The sequence below is a fragment of the Companilactobacillus crustorum JCM 15951 genome (assembly GCF_001434585.1).
Taxonomy (GTDB): domain Bacteria; phylum Bacillota; class Bacilli; order Lactobacillales; family Lactobacillaceae; genus Companilactobacillus; species Companilactobacillus crustorum.
The window spans coordinates 24,483-39,745 of sequence record NZ_AZDB01000020.1 but is presented as its reverse complement, the minus strand read 5'-3'; the positions used below and the strand labels follow the sequence as shown (position 1 = coordinate 39,745).

Genomic DNA, 15,263 nt, shown 5'->3' with positions numbered 1-15,263 from the left:
ATTTTACAATCTACCAAATAGAAACTTTAAATTAAAAAAATGGCCACTATTAGGTATTCCAGACATACATTTATTTTTTGCACCGGAACAGTAAAAAATAATTTACAGTATTTTTACGGTCAATTAATTGTTAATTTACACAAAAATAATAGACTAATACTCGAAAGGGAGAATTAGTCTATTTTTTATTTATGTATAATTTTAGTGGCTAAATAGTAGCAAACAGCTGTGATAATCATGGCTGGGAATGTGGCTCCGACAGAATTAATAATCCAATCCAATTTATTTAATCCTAAATAACTAATGACACCAATGATCCAAGTGACAATAGCTATGGGATTAATTCCTTTAGAGTACCAATAGGCACCTTTTATTTTAGAAAATTGATCGACTTGATAATTCTTTTTTCTAATAATAAAGAAATCAATTAGGAAGATAGCAATTTCTGGTCCTAGGAACATCCCAATACCATCAAGAAAAGTTTCAAAGGTAGTTAAGAAACTGGCAATATAGACGGGAATAAAAGTCATAACAGTAGCAATTAATGTAACAATCCATAAAGCTGGAGTTAATTTTAGACGATGAAAGATATTAGTTAGAGCTGATCCTGCAGCCATCAGGTTAACTGCATTAGCAGTAGTACTAGTGATAACAATAACTAGCATAGCAAGGATGCCAAGTCCTAACTTAGCAGCGATTGTACTAGGATCGGCGTTATTTGGATCAAATTTGTTAATGGTGATAGCAGTGGCAATTGTTGCGATTAATCCAATGAAGGCAAACCAGAATAATCCAATATTTGCACCTAAGAAAGAAGCAGTAGTTGCTGCCTGTTTATCTTTGGTAAAACGACTGAAATCGGCTGCGGCAGTGACCCAGGCTAAATTAAAAGCGGCTAGAATATCAACGATTTTACCACTAGGTAGTTGGAACTTAGTAGCCGGTTGCCATTTTACAATATCGTGAAAAGGAACCGTCTTTAAAACTACGATTGATTCCCAAGTTACCAAGATAATTACTAAAATAATACCGATTCGTTCGATCCATTTAACTGATTTTTCACCCAGAGAGATGCTAATTAGATGTAAAATGGACATGACTACAATTCCTATGATGATGCTGAATTGATTATGGAATGAAGAATTATCCCAACCGAGAATATCTTTTAAAATGAAGCTGATTGAGGTAGCCGCGATGAATGTATTGATGGCAGCCCAACCGATAAACTGAATAACATTAACAATAGAAGGAAGAATGGAGCCTTTGACACCGAATGAAGGTCTAGTCAAGGTCATTGCCGGTAAGCCTACTTTGAAGCCCATATATGAGGCTAGTCCCAAAAGAATATATGAAACCGATCCGACAATTACTAATAAGGTTGAAGCTTTAATTAAACCGACTGCAGCAATGACGCCGCCAATATACCAAGTACCATTATTGGCATTAGCACCAATCCAAGTGGCAAACATATCCCATTTGGACATGGCTCGTTGATCTGGTGTGGTTGCTTGAATGTGTTCTTTTTTATCCATTATCTCTCCCCCAATTATGAGCAATAAAAAAGGGACTGCAGTTTGAGCAGTCCCTATGAATGATTAATTCACCGCTCTTTTATCAGCCTCTCTGGACTGTCTTAAAAAGATTTATATTGTTGTTAGTTTAAAGTAGAGTCTTGGCAATGTCAACTTAGAAATTGTATACTGTATCAAAATTGAAGGAGTGTATATCAATGTTATTACAACAAGTCAGAATTCAAAATCAACCAGCTCAAGATATTAGAATTAAAGATGGCAAATTTGCTGAAATAGCTGATCATTTAACACCTGAGAATAACGAAGAAGTTATTGTCGGTCATGAAAGATTGTTGTTGCCGCCATTTGTTGATCCTCATGTTCATTTAGATTCTGCTTTGACTGCAGGACAGCCGGAATGGAATGAAAATGGAACGCTTTTTGATGGAATTAGGATTTGGTCTGAACGAAAAAAAGACTTAACTTATCAAGATGTAAAGAAACGTGCTACTCTAGCTTTGAAAATGCAGGCTAGTCATGGTGTTCAATTCGTTCGTTCATATGTAGATGTTACTGATCCTAGTTTGAAGGCACTCAAAGCTTTGATTGATGTTCGTGAAAGCGTTAAAGATTGGATGACTTTGCAGCTGGTAGCTTTTCCCCAAGAGGGAATCATGTCTTATCCACATGGTAAGGAATTAATGGAAAAGGCAGTTAAGCTGGGAGTAGATGTTGTGGGTGCAATTCCTCACTATGAATTTAATCGTGAATATGGGGTAGAATCTTTACACTTTGCCTTCGATTTAGCACAAAAAAATGACTTGTTGTTCGATGCACATACTGATGAAATTGATGACCCTAATTCAAGAAGTTTGGAAACACTAGCAACGTTAGCATATGAAAGTGGTATGGGTGAACGTGTTACGGCTTCTCATACTACCGCTATGGGATCATATAACGATGCCTACATGTATAAACTGATGCGACTTTTGAAGATGTCTAAGATGAACTTTATTGCTAATCCTTTGGTTAACATGTATTTGGGTGGACGTTTTGATACTTATCCTAAACGTCGAGGATTAACACGTGTTAAAGAACTAACCGAAAATGGTATTAATGTTTCATTTGGGGAAGATGATATCAAAGATCCATGGTATCCTATGGGAAATGGAAATATGTTTGATGTCTTATCTGAGGGCTTGCATGCCACTCAAATGATGGGACATCAACAAATAATGGATTCATATAAGTTTATTACGCTCAATAGTGCTAAGATTATGCAGGTTCAAGATCAATATGGAATTGAAGTTGGAATGCCAGCTAATTTTGTCTTATTGAATGCTCATAATTTCTATGACGCGTTAAATAAACGTGCTGATATTTTATTATCTGTTCACAATGGTAATATTATTGGCAAAACTAAACCTTCAGAAACGGAACTATATATTTAATTTTATAAATAAAGGGGACAGCCATTCAGGTTGTCTTTTTTAATAATTACTTTTAAGGATGGAAATATGATATTAGAACGACCCAATGTTATTAATTTAAAAAAATTACAATCCCAATTAGGCGGTATAGAAAATCGTCCCGCTATTCAAGAATTGGCTAAAATAATTAAATTATTTCAACTTTACCAATCAGGACAAAAGGAAATTAGTACGAAATTAGAAAATCTTGATTCAGAATTTCAAATCAATTATGATTACAATCCGATTCATCATATGGAATCCAGAATGAAAGATATGCAAAGTCTACTAAAGAAAGCCGAACGGAAAGGCTATGATCTGACTGCCGATAGTATTCAAAAAAATATTTACGATATTGCTGGAATTAGAGTTATTACGAATTACCTTGATGATATTTATAATGTTGAAAAATTGCTGACGAATCAAAGCGATGTTACTTTACTGAAGCGCAAAGATTACGTTAAGAACCCCAAAACCAGTGGTTACCGAAGCTTACATTTGGTAGTTCAGGTACCGGTATTTCAGTCTAAAGGCCCAGTTGATGTCCCAGTAGAAATTCAAATTCGAACGGTTGGAATGGATATGTGGGCTAGTCTGGAGCACAAATTACGTTATAAGACTAACGTCGACAGTAACTTAGTAGATAAGTATGGAAATCAGTTAAAAGATTATTCTGATGAATTAGAAAGGATAGAACGAGGGATGCAAGATATCCATAAAAAATTAATTTAAGTGGTTAAGTGCGTGAGTATTAAAGGATGTCATCTTCCACTACGCTAGGAATGGTCTGGAACGTGATGGCCGGGCTTGGAGCCTCTTGGCAACTCAAGCTCCAGCTTTTCCTAAATGTGTTCCAAATTAAGAAAAATTTCACCACTGAGACTATCCTAGCTCCGTAGAAGATTAGTGTATCTGTTGGTACTATTAGATTTAAACGTACTGCAAAATTAAAATCCATATAAAAATAGCTAATGACTATAATATAAAAAGTCATTAGCTATTTTCGTATTTAAATATGTAAAATATAAAATCATATAACAGGGACACTTGTCTGGAGCAACAGAGAAAATGGGCTAAGTAGTGAACTTCAATTGGTTCAAATTCGTGCCTACTACGTTCCAGTCCAATTTTTTGTACATACTTTAAAACTCCAAAGAAGAAAGTTTTTGTTAGCTAAATGGCTCTTTTTTGCTGGCTTTTGATCAACCAATCATCTTTGGTAAGAACATAGGCCATGACTTGATGAATTTCGCCAGTTTCTGGGACCTCAAAAGTATCAATAGAACCTAAATCCTGCATACCCATTTTCGCCATTACCTTTCCTGAACGAGGATTCAAGCTAGCATAGTGAGCTTCAATACGGTCAAAGTTTAAATTCTCAAAGCCATAGCTCATCATTGCTTTGCCAACTTCGGCTACGTAACCTTTGCCCCAAGAATTTTGAGCTAAAGCGTATGTTAAAATTCCAGTTTTATCCTCAGCATGAAATTCATAAAATCCAATCAATTCATGGGAAACTTTAATTTCAATTCCAAAAGTAGATGCATTATTTAAAAAATGATTTTTAAAAATATCAGAAAAATCGTCTGGAGTCTTAACCTCACGATAACGAGTATATTTGACTACTATGGGGTCTAAAATAATTTCTCGCAATTCGTTATAATCAGTTGCCTGAATAGGGCGAATAATTAGTCTATCTGTTTCAATTTGATACATTTTTATTTTCTCCTAATCCTCAATTAGAATATGAATATTAAACTATTGTAAGTTGGCTGTAAAATAATTTGTTTTCAGAAATTAATTGACTTTATACAATGAAAAAATTAATACATTTCGCATACGAACTAGAGGAGGAGCTAAATGGGTAAACTATTAATCAAATTCCTCAACTAGGTATGATGATGATTCTGCTTTCAATTTTGAGTGCAGGTAGCATCAATTATTGTGGGGGATTATTCTACTCAAAACATCAAGAAGTTTTCCGTTTCGAGTTTGTTGACACGTTCGACTAACGATTTGACACAATACAACAGCTCAATATTAAGGCAATTACTAAAATTGCTAGTAAGGAATGGCAATGGACTACTGCTTTCTACTATATAAAGATTCGGATTTAATTTTGGTAGTTAAAGATGGCGAAATTATTGAACGAGGAACACATACTGAATTAATGAACGAAAATGGTTTTTATGCAAACATGTATAACAGTCAGTTTACTAAAGAATAAATATAAGAAAGGTCAATGTGGCATCAGAGATGATGACTATATTGACTTTTTTTAGGGAAAAATTTACTCCAAATGAAGTTAAAAAAAGATAAATAAATCTTCTATTTCATTTTTATAACGTAACTTTAAATCAAATGATTTTCCTATGTTTGATCAATTTTTTTATAAATTTTAACTATTTTATAGATGGATTAAACCGCGATAAATCAGCTTTTTACCATTTTGAAACAAAATTTTTTAATATTTTTGAAATATCTCAACTGATTGACATGTGTATAAACATATTATAAAATCAAAACGATGAGTAGATTTTATGTTCGATTAAATTAATGAGGTGTTTTAATATATGAAGGATTGGCAAAAGGAAACTGTTTACCAAATCTATCCGCGTAGTTTTCAAGATTCCAATGGCGATGGAATTGGCGATATCAACGGAATAATTTCTCGATTGGATTATTTACAGAAGTTAGGAATTGGTTTGATTTGGTTGACGCCAATGTATCGTTCACCAGGAAATGATAATGGTTATGATATTGCGGATTATTATCAAATTGATCCGGTTTTTGGTACGATGGATGACTTTGAAGAATTACTTGCAGAAGCTCATAAGCGTGATATAAAGATCATTATGGATATGGTTTTAAATCATACTTCAGATAAAAATCATTGGTTTCAAGAAGCTTTGAAGTCAAAGGATAATCCTTATCATGATTTTTATATTTGGCGCGATCCAGTAGATGGACATGAACCCAATAATTGGGTATCAAAATTCAGCGGCAGTGCGTGGAAGTATGTTCCTTCTTTAAATCAATATTATTTACATTTGTATGACGTAACTATGCCAGATTTGAATTGGCGCAATGAAAAATTACGTGATAAAATTTTTCAAATGTTAAAATATTGGGCTAATAAAGGCATTGATGGTTTCCGATTAGATGTCATTAATAATATTTCAAAAGATAAAAATTTACCTAACGATACTTTTAAAACACCTTTAGATGATGGTAGAAATTTTTATACAAATGGTCCTCACGTTCATGAGTATATTCATGAAATGTATGAAAAAATCTTTGGACCCAATCATTTTGTTACGGTAGGGGAATTGTCATCGACACCAATATCAGAAGCGGTTAAGTATACCAATCCTAAACGTCAAGAATTATCAATGGCATTTACTTTCCACCATGTCAAAGTTGATTATACTGGTGGCAACAAGTGGACGTTGGGACATTATAAATTGACTGATTTAACTAAAATACTTAGCGATTGGCAAGTAAAAATGAATCGTCAAGGCGGTTGGAATGCATTATTCTGGAATAATCACGATCAGCCACGAGCTATTTCTCGTTTTACGGATGATGGGAAATATCGAGATCAATCAGCTAAGTTATTGGCGATGGTAGAATTTGGTTTGCAAGGGACTCCTTATATTTATCAAGGCGATGAAATTGCAATGAAAAATGCTTACTTTACCGATATTAATCAATATCAGGATCATGAATCAATCAATGCTTATAATGAACTAATCAATCGAGGGGTTGATAAGCGATTAGCTATTGAAATTTTGCAACAAAAATCGCGTGAAAATTCTCGCTTGCCAATGCAGTGGAATGATAGTAAATATTATGGTTTTACAACTGGACAGCCATGGTTGAAGCCAGAACATCATGATGATTATTCAGTCGAAAAAGTTTTAAAAATGAAAAATAATGTGTTCAATTTTTATCGAGCTTTGATTTTCTTGAGAAAGAATAAAGTTTTATTAACTGACGGAGCCTATAGACAGCTAAATCCTGAAGATAATTGCGTTTATAGCTATGAAAGATATGACGATAAGGGTAAAATTTTAGTAATGGCTAATTTTACTAATGAAAATCAAACAAGAAAGCTTGAAAATGGTTTTGATTTGTTGCTAGGAAATTATGAGGGAATCAAAGTTAGCGATGGAACAGTAACTTTACGACCATATGAATCAATAATGTTAAAAAATAAATAAGCACCCCGAGGGGTGTTTTTTACCGCATTTTAAATGCATTACCAGTTGAGGAGAAAAAATGCCAAAAAATTTGTACTCAGATATATACCATATTTTAAAAGGCAAGATTGACAGTAATGTTTATCCACCCAAAACCATTTTACCTGGTGAAGAAGATTTATCCGAACGCTTTAGCGTTACGAGAAATACCATTCGCCGTGCTTTAAAAAAACTTCAATCTGATGGATTAGTTTATACCGTAAAGGGACGTGGGGTAGTAGTTTTAGAACCGATCGTCGATAATCGGGTAATGTTTTCAGCCGCCAACCACTACGGTTTCCAAGATTTAATGAGTTTTCCTCAGAATAAATTCATCAAAAAACTAACTACCAAAGTTTTAGAGTTTAAAGAGGTTGAAGTAGATGAAGATCTTTCTAAACATACTTCTTTTACAGTCGGCGATATTGCTTACTACGTGGAGAGATTGAGAATGGTAAATGGCAAAGCAATGGCTATTGATACAAGCTATTTTAGAAAAGAGAGCATGCCTGATTTAACTTTAGACGATGCTAAGCAATCTATTTATAGTTACATTCGTGAGAATGAACTTTTCAAAATTGCTGCAGCACGTTCAGTGGCAACTGTTGAAACTGTTACCGATAAGGAAAGTGGCTTGTTGAGTTTGGGCGAAGCCAATTGTGTGGGTGCTTTAAAGAAGTACGTATATACCGATTTGGGTAATTTATTTGAATGTACTGAAACTAAGTATGTGCCTGATCATTTTTCTCTAGTGGGTTTTGAATCTTATTAAATTTAAATTTCCAAAAAAATACCTAATGACTAAGGAATTTTCGAAGTCATTAGGTATTTTTATATTAAAGTTTGATGATTTGATTAAAAACAAAGTTGTCGGGGATAAAGTGCGATTCAGTGTATTCAAACAGTTTGCCATCATCATTGAATGCAAAACTTACCATATTACCAACACAGTTATTAATACCTAAATTTAAATATTCATAATCAAGCTTTTCGGCATGCTCAATTCTTAGCCGATGTTTAATGACGGCAATTTTCATCTTTAATTGTTGTCTTATATAGGTATAAATCGATCCTTTAGCTATTTCTGGGGTAAGGTTATTGACAAGTTGAGCGTTGAAATAATTAATATCTAAGACTGCGTTTTTATTATTAAGACGCCGTACTCGCTTAATTGCATAAACGGGAATACCAATAGCAAATGATGTTCGACGACTTAATTCTTCATCGATGATGATTTGTTGAAAGTCAGCAATAATAGTTGTTTTGTTAAGATTCTTTGCTTCATTTAAGGCCCGTAAACTATCGATATTTTCCAAACTTAGATTTATTTCTTGAGTTTGAGGAGTTTGTTCTAGGACAACGACGCCTTTACCTTTAACGCTATAAACTAATCCGTCATCCGATAGTTCTTTGATAGCCTTTCGAACCGCATAACGACTAACGTGAAATTCGTCAATGAGCAGATCCTCAGTTGGTAAACGCATTTTAACATTGTATTTTCCCTTTAAAACTCTATTTTTAAGTTCTTGATAAATATCATTATTTTCAGCCATTTCCGATGCTCCAATAGAATTAATAATTATAATATATAGTTATATATTATAATATGTTGAGAATGAATTAAATGGAATTAGCAAAAAATATAAAAATATTTAATATTTTTATATTCCATAAATGTATTTAATGGCGGAAATTAGGAATATTTAGATGATTTTTCGCCTAATTAATTGTTCTTGAATGTAATGAGCAACGATAAAACCACCGCTAATTGAGAAATGTACATGATCTCCGCAATCAAAAATATTCCTAAGATGATTTTCTTCATTGCTGGTCAAAGATGCGAGGTCAATACTGTGGGGCATTTTTAAAATTGCTTGATTAATAGCAAGACGTAAATTTTCTTTTTGTTCATTCCACGCGGGAAGACTATCGTTAATGTTTCCCCAAGCTGGAGTGATAGTCATAGGAATAAAAGTAATACCGTGTCTCAGACATTTATTCTTTAAAATAGTCAGTGCTTTTATAATAGCGTCGGCAGTTGGTAGTTCCTCAATTGGGGAGCCAGTACCAGGATGCAATAAGTCATTAATTCCCTCCATAAAGATAACAATGTCGGGTTGATAATCAACTAGCATGTGATCAAATCTTGTTAACCCGGCTTCTCCAAAACTTTTTGACCATTGAGAAGTGCTATGTCCAGGATGAAGAATTCGATTTCCAGAGATACCATAATTAGCAGTCATAATATGGAACTGATTTTCCAAGTTAACGGCTAAAGGTGCAGAAAAGTTGCCTTGATTGGTTAAAGAATCGCCAAAAAAAGCTAATCGTTTATGGTGAGTTTCAGTTTGAACTTGTATGCCAGAAACACCATAGAAATATTTAGAATCAGGACCTTGAACTTCAGTTTGAATAAGATCATTTGAAATAGTCATACCTAATGAGTGAATAGTTTGAGTTGGAGAAGTAATTTTAATAGTAAGAAACTCATTAGCTACTGAATTAAAATCAATCCAATCACTCCATTGGACCAAACGAGGCTCAATAGCAAATTCAGTTTTTCCATTTAATGTTATAGATGCTTTATTTTGATGAGAGTTAGAAATCTCTAAATGGCTTATTCTTAGAGGCACTTCATCATAAAGATTATTTAGTTGCAGACGGATTTTTTTTGTATCGACAGGTTGGAAAATTTTTAAGATTTGATGACCAGATGAATTGATATTATTGAGATTGGAGTAGTTAGTGAAAGTGTGTAACCAAGTTGTGGTAGTAAGCATTGCTAGAAACCTTCTTTCAGAATTATATCAACATTATAATAACATGTTTAAACACTGCTAACTGGATAAAATATGGATTAATAAATAATTAGGAATATAACTATTATGATTTCTAATATCTGATACATAGAAACTATTTTTTGAAAAAAAACAGCGACAACCATCAAAATAGTTGTCGCTGTTCTTTTTAATATTTGGAAATAAATTAATTTGTTGCAACCGGAGTTGTGGTTAAAGTCCAAGTGATAATTGCATTCATGTTCTTGGCAGAGTTTTCACTAGTAGTAGCTTTTGAATTATTAAGAACCTGAAGACTGGCTGAGTCTGGTGTATTAAACGCAGCACTAATGAGTCCGGCGTTATAAGTGCCAGCCTGTAAATTCATAATTTGAGCAGTGTTCTTATTGCTTGAAATTGTAGCCGATTCAGTTTTCATATCCTCTGATGTGGATGATACATTGTTTTTATCGCCATCTAGTAGGGGCATTGAGCTCAAATGTAAAATAGCATTTAATTCAGTAGTATCAGTGGCACTAGTTGAAGAATGAAGGGAACCCATAGAAGCCGAAAGAGAAAAACCAGGCATGGCAGATTTTTGATTACGAGAATCAATTACTTCTAGGAGACCATCGGCATTTCCGTCTTGAGCAGTGAGATCATGATTAGTAGAATCAACCGTGTTGTTCTTTAGCTGTCCAGTTGAACCGACCATCATGGCACCAAAATTAAAATCAGGTACTGCTTCTAGTGTCAAAAATCCAGAAAGTACTGTGACACTGACTGTAGAAGTAGGATTCGTGCCGGTGGTCGTATCACCGGTTGTATCACTGGAAATCGTTGCGTCAGTAGGAGTGATAGAGCTATAAGAAACATTTAGTTTAGAACTGTTGGAAGAATTGGATGTTTCTTTTTGAACCTGAATAGGGGTAGTAGCTGCTTTAACTGAGGTTAAGGGAGCGAAAGGTAGACTAATGGTAGATAAAGCTAATAAAGCAATGATATTTTTTATTTTTTTCATCAGCTAGCCCCCTAACTCTTTATTTGCAGGTCTTTCTTCAGACCCGCTCCATATTCAAAGTTTAGCAAAATATGACATACAGTTTGTATCGTAATTTATAAATGTTTTTTATCTAAATTGAAATAAGTTTACTGAGTCAAGCAAAATAAATAATTTGACAGATATTTTAAAATCTTATTAATATGTTCAAAATCTCAATTGAATGAGTTAAAAGTATTGATAAATAGACATAATAATGATTATTCAAGCTAATGTTAACTAATTTGTTTGTTGTTCCAATAGAGGGATAGCCGCAGCAAATCAGTTCTTGTTTTGATTTCTTTCAATATTAGTTAATAAATAAAACATATAAATTGCTATAAGCCTAATTATTTGATATGCTCCATTTCTACTGTTAAGTTTGGGATGAAGTAAGAAATTACTAGCAATGACTTCCTAACAATTTTGATATAAAGAGGTTAGGTAAGATATGGCTCGAAAAGCAAAGATAGAACGTGAAAAAAGATTACAAGAAACGGTTGATCGATACGCTGCATTACGTAGGAGTTTAAAGGCGGAGCATGACTATGCGGGTATAAGCAAGTTGCCTCGAGATTCATCACCAGTAAGATTGCATTCTCGAGATAAGATAGATGGAAGACCCCATGCATATTTAAGAAAATTTGGTATGTCACGATTGAATTTTCGGAAATTGGCGCATGAAGGTAAAATTCCCGGCGTTAGAAAAGCTAGTTGGTAGTTAATTAATATAAAAGGCAATGAGGGCTTCTTTTAAGAAACCTTCATTGCCTTTTTATGTATAAAAAGATGAATAATAGTTTTAAGTTCAAAATCGATTTTTTCAAAATGATATCGATAATGCGATATAAGAGATATTGTTTGAAATATTGATTTAAATAATTATTTGTGATTGTAAGCGCCTTATCTTACAGAACTGTCACATGAGACTAACACTTTAGTAATTGTAATAATCAATCGTTTACTTTTAATATCTGGAGTTCAATAATAAAACTCGGTAATCAAATAGAGACAACCAGGACAAGTAGTAGCAAAGTATTTATTGAAGTATAAATAAATGAGTGCTGGAATTCCTAAATTACCGCCTATATATTTGTTTAAACACATGTTTGAAAAAACCTTATAAACATTGACTTTTATCAAAAAAGGCAAATTTTTTTTACGAAACAGGCTAATTAGTATAGCTACCTTTTTTATTATAATGTTTATACAGGTAGTATAGATATAATGCTATTTAATTATTTCGCTTTATTTTTTAGTTTGACACCATTTATTTTGAATGGTTAGATTGTTTTCGCGTAAGTAAACTCTTTCAGTGAGGTGTTAATTATGAAAAACAGCTTTCTTAATTTTTTAAAGAAGCCTGTGACGGTTTTTATTCTCAAAACAGTCGTGTTTTTCGCTATTTTCCTGATACTTTTATACATTTATGGATACAACGGTGTTGGAAGTGCCAAATTTATTTATAACGATTTCTAGTAGGAAGAAGGGAATACTAATTATGAATACAATTATTGAAAAAATCACAACTACTGCATTACAAGCACCTGATAAGATTTGCTATAAAAATGGTAATGAAACACATACTTATCAAGAATTGTTACAAGAGTCAGATCGTGTAGCTAGCTTCTTGCAGGAAAAATTCTTACCTGCTAAGAGTCCATTGATTATTTTTGGTGGTCAGCAATTTGAAATGCTAGTTATGTTTTTAGGCGCTATAAAAGCAGGACACCCATATATTCCTGTTGATGATGGTTCTGATCCATCACGAGTTATTCAAATTAACGGTGTTGCTAATCCAGCTTTAATTTTAAATTGGAGTGAGATTCAGGACTTCGGCGTTGATACTCCTCAAGTTACAAAGGAAGAATTAAGACAAGTCTTTGTATCTGACAATAATATTTATGATAGCAATCGTAGCGTTGGTCCAGATGATGACTTTTATATCATCTTTACTTCAGGTACTACTGGAACTCCTAAGGGTGTTCAAATTAGTACTAATAATATTCTAGATTTTGCTCAATGGACGGATCAAGAATTTCATTATACAAAAGAAACTAATATTTTGTTACAAGCTCCATTCTCATTTGACCTATCCGTTTTTGATATTTATCCAGGCTTAATGGATGGTGTTACTTTAAATGTAGTTGATAAAGATACAACAAAGAATTTTGGCAAATTACAAGAAGCTATTGTTAACTCTGATTTTAATACTTGGGTTTCAACACCTTCATTCTTTGAAATGTGCTTGCTGTTCAGAGGATTCGATGAGGAACATATGCCTCAATTGAAGAAATTTATTTTCTGTGGCGAAGAGTTAACTCATGCTACAGCTCAGAAATTACTCAATAAGTTTCCAAGTGCGGAACTTTATAATACCTATGGTCCAACAGAAAATACAGTGGCTATTACATCAATTTTGATAGATCAAGTTGCCTTAGATAAATTCGATCGTTTACCAATTGGCTATTTGAAATCTAATATGGATCATAAAATTATTGGTTCAGTAGATGAAAAGACTGGTCGTCTTACAGGCGAGCTATTAGTAAGTGGACCAGATGTTTCAAAGGGTTATTTGAATAATCCTGTTCAAACGAAGAAGGCTTTTGAACAGATTGATGGTAAAACTTTCTATCACACTGGCGATATGATCAGCGAAGATGATGAAGGTATCCTTTATTATCATGGTAGAACGGATTTCCAAATCAAAATGCACGGTTATAGAATTGAATTAGAAGAAGTTGATTCAATGCTAGGCAATTTGGATGAAATTAAGCAATCATGTACGGTTCCTTTGTATAACAATAAAAAGCAAGTCGCAAAAATGATTGCTTGTGTTGTACTTGAAGATGAGTTTAAAGATAATGATGAAAAAGAATTGACTGCTAGCATTAAGAATTCTTTGAAAGAGACGACGATGGAATATATGATTCCTAATGTACTGAAATTTGTAGAACAATTACCGATCAGTAAGAATGGCAAAATTGATAGAAAGACTCTAATAGGCGAGATCAATGCATAACATCACACCTTACAGCAGTCCACACTACTTTATATATTTATTAATACTCTTACTGCCAATTATTATTGGATTATGGTTCGGTAAACGTTTCAAAATTTACGATTTCTTCGCTACCATCGTTATCTTAATTACTGCTTTCTTTGGCGGTAACATGTCTCAAGGAATTTCCTTGATAGCCTATGTTCTGTTTGAAATGCTCGTAGTTTTTGGCTACTTGTCGTATCGAAAAAAACACAATAGCTTCGGGATCTTTTCACTATTCGTTTTCTTAGCAATTGTTCCACTGATATTTGTTAAGCTAGATCCATTGATCAATAATCCTACGATTTCGCTCTTTGCATTTATGGGTATTAGTTATTTAACCTTCAAATCGGTAGAAATCGTTATGGAAATGCGTGATGGCGTTATTAAAGAGATCAAGCCGTTTGAATTTATGCGCTTTTTACTCTTCTTCCCAACCATTACTTCTGGACCTATTGATCGATTTAGACGTTTCCAAAAAGATGTTTTGAATGCCCCCAGCCGTGAGGAATATATTGAATTATTGCGTAGCGGTGTCAATAAGTTGATGCAAGGCTTGCTATATAAATTTATTATCGGATATATCTTTGGTACCTTGCTTTTGCCAAGGGTGACTGTTATGGCAATGGCCTCTCGTGGTCAAGCTCCACTGGGACTTTCATGGTATGTTTTGGCCTATATGTATGTTTATAGTATGTACTTGTTCTTTGACTTTGCTGGTTATTCACTCTTCGCAGTGGCTATCAGTAATTTCATGGGTGTAAAGACGCCGATGAACTTTAATGCACCATTTAAATCCAAGAATATTAAAGACTTTTGGAATAGATGGCACATGACATTGTCGTTTTGGTTCCGTGATTTTATTTACATGCGTTTGACCTTTACGATCATTAAGCATAAATGGATCAAAAACCGTGTTGCTATCGCAAATGTTAGTTACTTTGCCTTATTCTTGATCATGGGTATCTGGCATGGTGAAACTTGGTACTACATTGTTTATGGTATTTTCCATGCCTTAGCAATGATAACGAATGATGCTTGGCTTAGATATAAAAGAAAACATCGTAAGCAAATTCCAAGTAATAAGTTTACTGAGGCATTCGCAATATTTTTAACATTTAACATTGTATGTTTCAGTTTTCTAATCTTTTCAGGATTTTTAAATACACTATGGTTTAGTTAG

14 protein-coding genes are annotated in these 15,263 nt (G+C 33.5%); 9 read left to right on the top strand and 5 right to left on the bottom strand.

From position 1 onward, the window contains the following. Positions 1-185 precede the first annotated feature (185 nt). Entirely contained in the window at positions 186-1,532 is a 1,347-nt protein-coding gene (locus FD26_RS06855; RefSeq protein ID WP_057867688.1) for a cytosine permease, read from the bottom strand. 197 nt (positions 1,533-1,729) lie between these two features. Between FD26_RS06855 and codA the strand changes: the two genes are divergently transcribed. Beyond that, the gene (gene codA, locus FD26_RS06850; RefSeq protein ID WP_057867687.1) at positions 1,730-2,962 is read left to right on the top strand and encodes a cytosine deaminase; all 1,233 of its coding nucleotides are present in this window, start codon (positions 1,730-1,732) and stop codon (positions 2,960-2,962) included. A 66-nt stretch (positions 2,963-3,028) separates the two neighbouring features. After that, positions 3,029-3,712 (top strand): GTP pyrophosphokinase, encoded by a 684-nt coding sequence (locus FD26_RS06845; protein ID WP_057867692.1) that lies wholly within the window; start codon positions 3,029-3,031, stop codon positions 3,710-3,712. 441 nt (positions 3,713-4,153) lie between these two features. Here FD26_RS06845 and FD26_RS06840 read toward each other — a convergent pair whose 3' ends face one another. Beyond that, positions 4,154-4,696, bottom strand: coding sequence for a GNAT family N-acetyltransferase (locus FD26_RS06840; protein ID WP_057867686.1), 543 nt, complete (start codon positions 4,694-4,696; stop codon positions 4,154-4,156). A 361-nt stretch (positions 4,697-5,057) separates the two neighbouring features. Here FD26_RS06840 and FD26_RS11145 point away from each other — a divergent pair, with 361 nt between their 5' ends. From FD26_RS11145 to FD26_RS06825, 3 genes are all read left to right on the top strand, one after another. Next, positions 5,058-5,207: a hypothetical protein gene (locus FD26_RS11145; RefSeq protein ID WP_057867685.1), complete on the top strand. Its 150-nt coding sequence runs from the start codon at positions 5,058-5,060 to the stop codon at positions 5,205-5,207. Between the two features lie 346 nt (positions 5,208-5,553). Next, positions 5,554-7,203, top strand: a complete 1,650-nt coding sequence (locus FD26_RS06830) for an alpha,alpha-phosphotrehalase (protein WP_057867684.1) — start codon at positions 5,554-5,556, stop codon at positions 7,201-7,203. A 58-nt stretch (positions 7,204-7,261) separates the two neighbouring features. Then, complete coding sequence (locus tag FD26_RS06825; RefSeq protein WP_057867683.1) at positions 7,262-7,993, top strand: GntR family transcriptional regulator; 732 nt, start codon at positions 7,262-7,264, stop codon at positions 7,991-7,993. A 64-nt stretch (positions 7,994-8,057) separates the two neighbouring features. Here FD26_RS06825 and FD26_RS06820 read toward each other — a convergent pair whose 3' ends face one another. The 3 genes from FD26_RS06820 to FD26_RS06810 form a co-directional block, all read right to left on the bottom strand. Further along, on the bottom strand, positions 8,058-8,774 hold the full coding sequence (locus FD26_RS06820; RefSeq protein ID WP_057867682.1) for a GntR family transcriptional regulator: 717 nt from the start codon (positions 8,772-8,774) through the stop codon (positions 8,058-8,060). Positions 8,775-8,924: 150 nt separating this feature from the next. After that, entirely contained in the window at positions 8,925-10,001 is a 1,077-nt protein-coding gene (locus tag FD26_RS06815) for a GDSL-type esterase/lipase family protein (protein WP_057867681.1), read from the bottom strand. Positions 10,002-10,206: 205 nt separating this feature from the next. Further along, a complete protein-coding gene (locus FD26_RS06810; protein WP_057867680.1) occupies positions 10,207-11,019 on the bottom strand; it encodes a WxL domain-containing protein in 813 nt (270 codons plus the stop codon). Positions 11,020-11,488: 469 nt separating this feature from the next. Here FD26_RS06810 and rpsN point away from each other — a divergent pair, with 469 nt between their 5' ends. The 4 genes from rpsN to dltB all read left to right on the top strand — a co-directional run bounded on the left by rpsN (position 11,489) and on the right by dltB (position 15,263). Further along, positions 11,489-11,758: a 30S ribosomal protein S14 gene (gene rpsN / locus FD26_RS06805; RefSeq protein ID WP_057867679.1), complete on the top strand. Its 270-nt coding sequence runs from the start codon at positions 11,489-11,491 to the stop codon at positions 11,756-11,758. Between the two features lie 608 nt (positions 11,759-12,366). Then, complete coding sequence (locus FD26_RS06800; protein ID WP_057867678.1) at positions 12,367-12,516, top strand: teichoic acid D-Ala incorporation-associated protein DltX; 150 nt, start codon at positions 12,367-12,369, stop codon at positions 12,514-12,516. A gap of 22 nt (positions 12,517-12,538) precedes the next feature. Further along, a complete protein-coding gene (gene dltA / locus FD26_RS06795) occupies positions 12,539-14,059 on the top strand; it encodes a D-alanine--poly(phosphoribitol) ligase subunit DltA (RefSeq protein ID WP_057867677.1) in 1,521 nt (506 codons plus the stop codon). After that, entirely contained in the window at positions 14,052-15,263 is a 1,212-nt protein-coding gene (dltB, locus tag FD26_RS06790) for a D-alanyl-lipoteichoic acid biosynthesis protein DltB (RefSeq protein ID WP_057867676.1), read from the top strand. The genes dltA and dltB overlap by 8 nt, the downstream gene beginning before the upstream one ends.